Annotated in this window: 4 protein-coding genes; all 4 read left to right on the plus strand. The window is 32.8% G+C overall.

Going from position 1 to position 3,780, the window contains the following annotated elements; all coding sequences use genetic code 11:
• Nucleotides 1-4 precede the first annotated feature (4 nt).
• Nucleotides 5-1,072 (plus strand): tRNA 2-thiouridine(34) synthase MnmA, encoded by a 1,068-nt coding sequence (gene mnmA, locus ACMUOV_RS04560; protein ID WP_413853932.1) that lies wholly within the window; start codon nt 5-7, stop codon nt 1,070-1,072.
• Between the two features lie 111 nt (nt 1,073-1,183).
• Nucleotides 1,184-1,477, plus strand: a complete 294-nt coding sequence (locus ACMUOV_RS04565) for a rhodanese-like domain-containing protein (protein ID WP_413853929.1) — start codon at nt 1,184-1,186, stop codon at nt 1,475-1,477.
• 9 nt (nt 1,478-1,486) lie between these two features.
• A complete protein-coding gene (gene nifS / locus ACMUOV_RS04570; protein WP_413853930.1) occupies nt 1,487-2,680 on the plus strand; it encodes a cysteine desulfurase NifS in 1,194 nt (397 codons plus the stop codon).
• A 182-nt stretch (nt 2,681-2,862) separates the two neighbouring features.
• Nucleotides 2,863-3,780: cysteine desulfurase family protein (locus ACMUOV_RS04575; protein WP_413853931.1), on the plus strand; the 918-nt coding region annotated here is incomplete at its 3' end.

Here is a 3,780-nt window from a genome sequence, read left to right on the forward strand (position 1 = left end):
TAAAATGGAAAAAAGAGCTTTAATTGCTATGAGCGGCGGAGTAGATTCAAGTGTTGCAGCTTTTTTGTTGAAACAACAAGGTTATGAATGTATCGGCTGCACGATGAAACTTTACAATAATGAAGATATAGGTGTAAAAAGCAGAACATGTTGCTCTTTGAAAGATGTTAATGATGCAAATTCCGTTGCAAACAGATTAGGTATGAAATATTATGTTTTAAATTTTTCCGATGATTTTAAGGATAAAGTTATAGATAAGTTTGTTAAAAGTTACGAAACAGGAAGAACACCTAATCCTTGTATAGATTGTAATAAATATATGAAGTTTGAAAAGCTTTACAATATGGCACAAAATTTGGAATGTAACTACATAGTTACGGGGCATTATGCAAGAATTGAAAAAGTCAATGATAAGTATTATTTAAAAAAAGCAGCAGATGACACCAAAGACCAAAGTTATGTTTTATACAATTTAACACAACAACAGCTTGCACACACTTTGTTTCCTTTAGGCAGTTTACATAAAACACAAATCAGAGATATTGCAAAAGAAAACGGTTTTGTTAATGCCGATAAACCGGACAGTCAGGATATATGTTTTGTTCCGGACGGCAAATATGTTAAAGCAATAGAAAGATTTTCCGAAAACAAAATAAAAGAAGGAAGTTTTATTGATAAAAGCGGTAAAGTGATAGGACAACATAAAGGAATAGTTTATTATACCATAGGGCAAAGGAGAGGGTTGGGTTGTTTTCAAAAACATGTTTATGTTTGCAATATTTCCGCAAAAGATAATACGGTAATGTTGGGTGACCAACAAGATTTATATAAAAAAGAATTTGCAGTAACGGATTTTAACTGGATATTGGGAAATCCGCCTGCACAAAATTTTAAATGTTCGGTAAAAATAAGATATAAACAAAAAGAACATATAGCAGATATAAAAGTTTTGGATGATAATAGTGTAAAAATTATTTTTGATGAACCGCAAAAAGCAATAACTCCCGGACAGGCAGCGGTTTTGTATGACGGGGATATTGTGTTAGGCGGCGGAACGATAACAACAGCATAGGTTATAAGATTATAGGGTTATAAGTTTAGAAATATAAACAATAATTACAAAACAACTGATAACCTTATAACCAAATAACCCATAAACTAAAAATTGCGGAGCAATTTTTTAATGGTTAAAGAAATTTCTGCACAAGATTTTGTTAAACTTGATAAAACCAAAATAACGATAGTTGATATGAGAGAAGAAACGGAATATAGTGATAACCATTTTGAAAAAAGTATAAATATTCCTGTTTCAAAGTTTTGGGCGGGAATTGATAGTATACCGAAAAATAAGCCGGTTTATGTTTTTTGTAACAGCGGGTATTTTAGCCAAGAGATGGTAATACTTCTTGAAGAAAGAGGATATGATGCAACAAATGTTTTAGGCGGCTATAAAGAAATAAAAAATTTTATTATATGAGAAGGAAATATGGAAAAAAGAAATGTCTATTTAGATAGCAGTGCTACAACCAAAGTAAGGGAAGAAGTATTAAAAGAAATGTTACCTTACTTTACGGATGTTTACGGTAATGCATCGTCCGTTCATACTTACGGGCAACAATCAAAAGCAGCATTAACTAAAGCAAGGGAAACTTTTGCAAAACTTATAAATGCCGAATCACCGGAAGAAATAATTTTTACTTCCTGCGGAACAGAATCGGACAATATTGCAATTGCAGGCAGTTTACTTGCAAATAAAGGCAACCATGTTATTACAAGCAAAATAGAACACCATGCCATACTTTTTACCTGCCAAAATTTAGAAAAAAAAGGTTATAAAGCGGACTATATATCTGTTGATAAAACAGGCATAGTAAATATTGAAGAACTAAAAAATAAAATTACCGCCGATACGGTTATAGTAAGCATAATGCATGCAAATAACGAAATCGGTGTAATTGAGCCGATAGAAGAAATATCTAAAGTTTTAAAAGAAATAAACAAAACAAGAAAAAACAAAATATTGTTGCATACGGATGCTGTTCAAACTGCAGGTAAACTAAAACTTGATGTTCAAAAGTTAGGTGTGGATTTGTTGTCTGTATCGGGGCATAAATTTTACGGACCGAAAGGTATCGGTGCTTTATATATAAGAAAAGGAACAAAAATTGAGCCGTTATTTCACGGAGGTCACCACGAATTCGGTATGAAACCGGGAACGGAAAATGTTGCAGAAATTGTAGGTATGACAAAAGCTCTTGAACTTGCAAACGAAGAAATGGAACAGGAAAGCAAAAAAATATTTAAGTTAAGAAATAAGTTAATGAACGGCATTGCAGAAAAAATTCCGGAAGTAGTAATAAATACGGATATAAAATATGCCGTTCCGAGTGTTTTAAGTGTAAGTTTTAATTATTTGGAAGGCGAATCTTTACTTTTAATGCTTGATATGGCAGGTATTGCGGCATCGGCAGGTTCTGCATGTGCAACCGGTTCTGCAGAACCGTCACATGTGTTGTCTTCAATAGGTGCAAGTCCGCTTGCGGCACAAGGGACATTAAGGTTTTCATTAGGCAGATACAACACCGAAGAAGATATAGATTATGTATTGGATGTGTTACCGAAACTTGTTGAAAAAGTAAGAAAAATGTCTCCGGTATGGACAAGCAAAACTGAGGGATAGATGTATAAAAGTATAGAGGGATGGAAGAGACAATAGAAGATTTGATGATTGAAGGATTTAAACTACAGGTTATAAGGTGATAAGGTTATGGGGTTATAGGTTGAGAACTGCAACGACAAAGTAACTAAAAAATAACTGATAATCCCATAACCCAATAACCCATAAACTAAAAAAGGAGCGTTATGAAACAGGTATATTTAGATAATCAGTCAAATACAAAAATGGACGATATAGTTTTTGATTCTATGGTTCCGTATTTAAAACAATATTACGGAAATCCGCAAAGCATTTATTCTTTAGGACAAATATCTAAAGATGCAATAGAAGAAGCGAGGATTTCAGTTTCAAAACTGATAAATTCCAAACCGGAAGAAATAATTTTTACTTCCTGCGGTTCGGAATCCAACAACCTTGCAATAAAAGGGTATGCTTACGGAAATTCTAAAAAAGGTAAACATATTATAGTTTCCGCAATAGAACATTTTTCGGTTTTAAATGCAGTTAAAAGTTTAGAAAAAGACGGCTTTGAAGTTACATATATTCCGGTAGATAACGAAGGTTTTGTTATATTGGATGAACTTAAAAAATCTATAAGACAAGATACTATCTTGGTATCAATACAATATGCAAATACGGAAATAGGAACCATTCAAAATATTGATGAAATATCAAAAACAGTTAAAGAAAAAAATGTTGTGTTGCATGTTGACGGGGTTGTTGCAGCGGGAGTTATACCGATAGATGTTGTTAAATCAAATATTGATATGCTTACAATTTCAAGTTCGGTAATTTACGGTCCTAAAGGTGCTGCGGCACTTTATGTTAAAAAAGGAATATATTTAAAACCTCAAATAGAAGGCGGTGTTCAAGAGTTTAACAAAAGAGCAGGAACGGAAAATGTTCCTGCAATTGTAGGATTTGGTGTTGCTTGCAGTATTGCATTAAGCCAAATGCAACAAAATTATGAAAAAATTATAAAGTTAAGAGATAAATTAATTAACGGATTACAAAAAAACATAGATTATATTTATCTTAACGGACCTACCCAAAACAGGTTGCCGACAAATGTAAATTTTTCTATAGAATTTGTGGAAGGGGAA

This window comes from Candidatus Ruminimicrobium bovinum (genome assembly GCF_902760015.1).
Taxonomy (GTDB): Bacteria; Elusimicrobiota; Endomicrobiia; order Endomicrobiales; family Endomicrobiaceae; genus Ruminimicrobium; species Ruminimicrobium bovinum.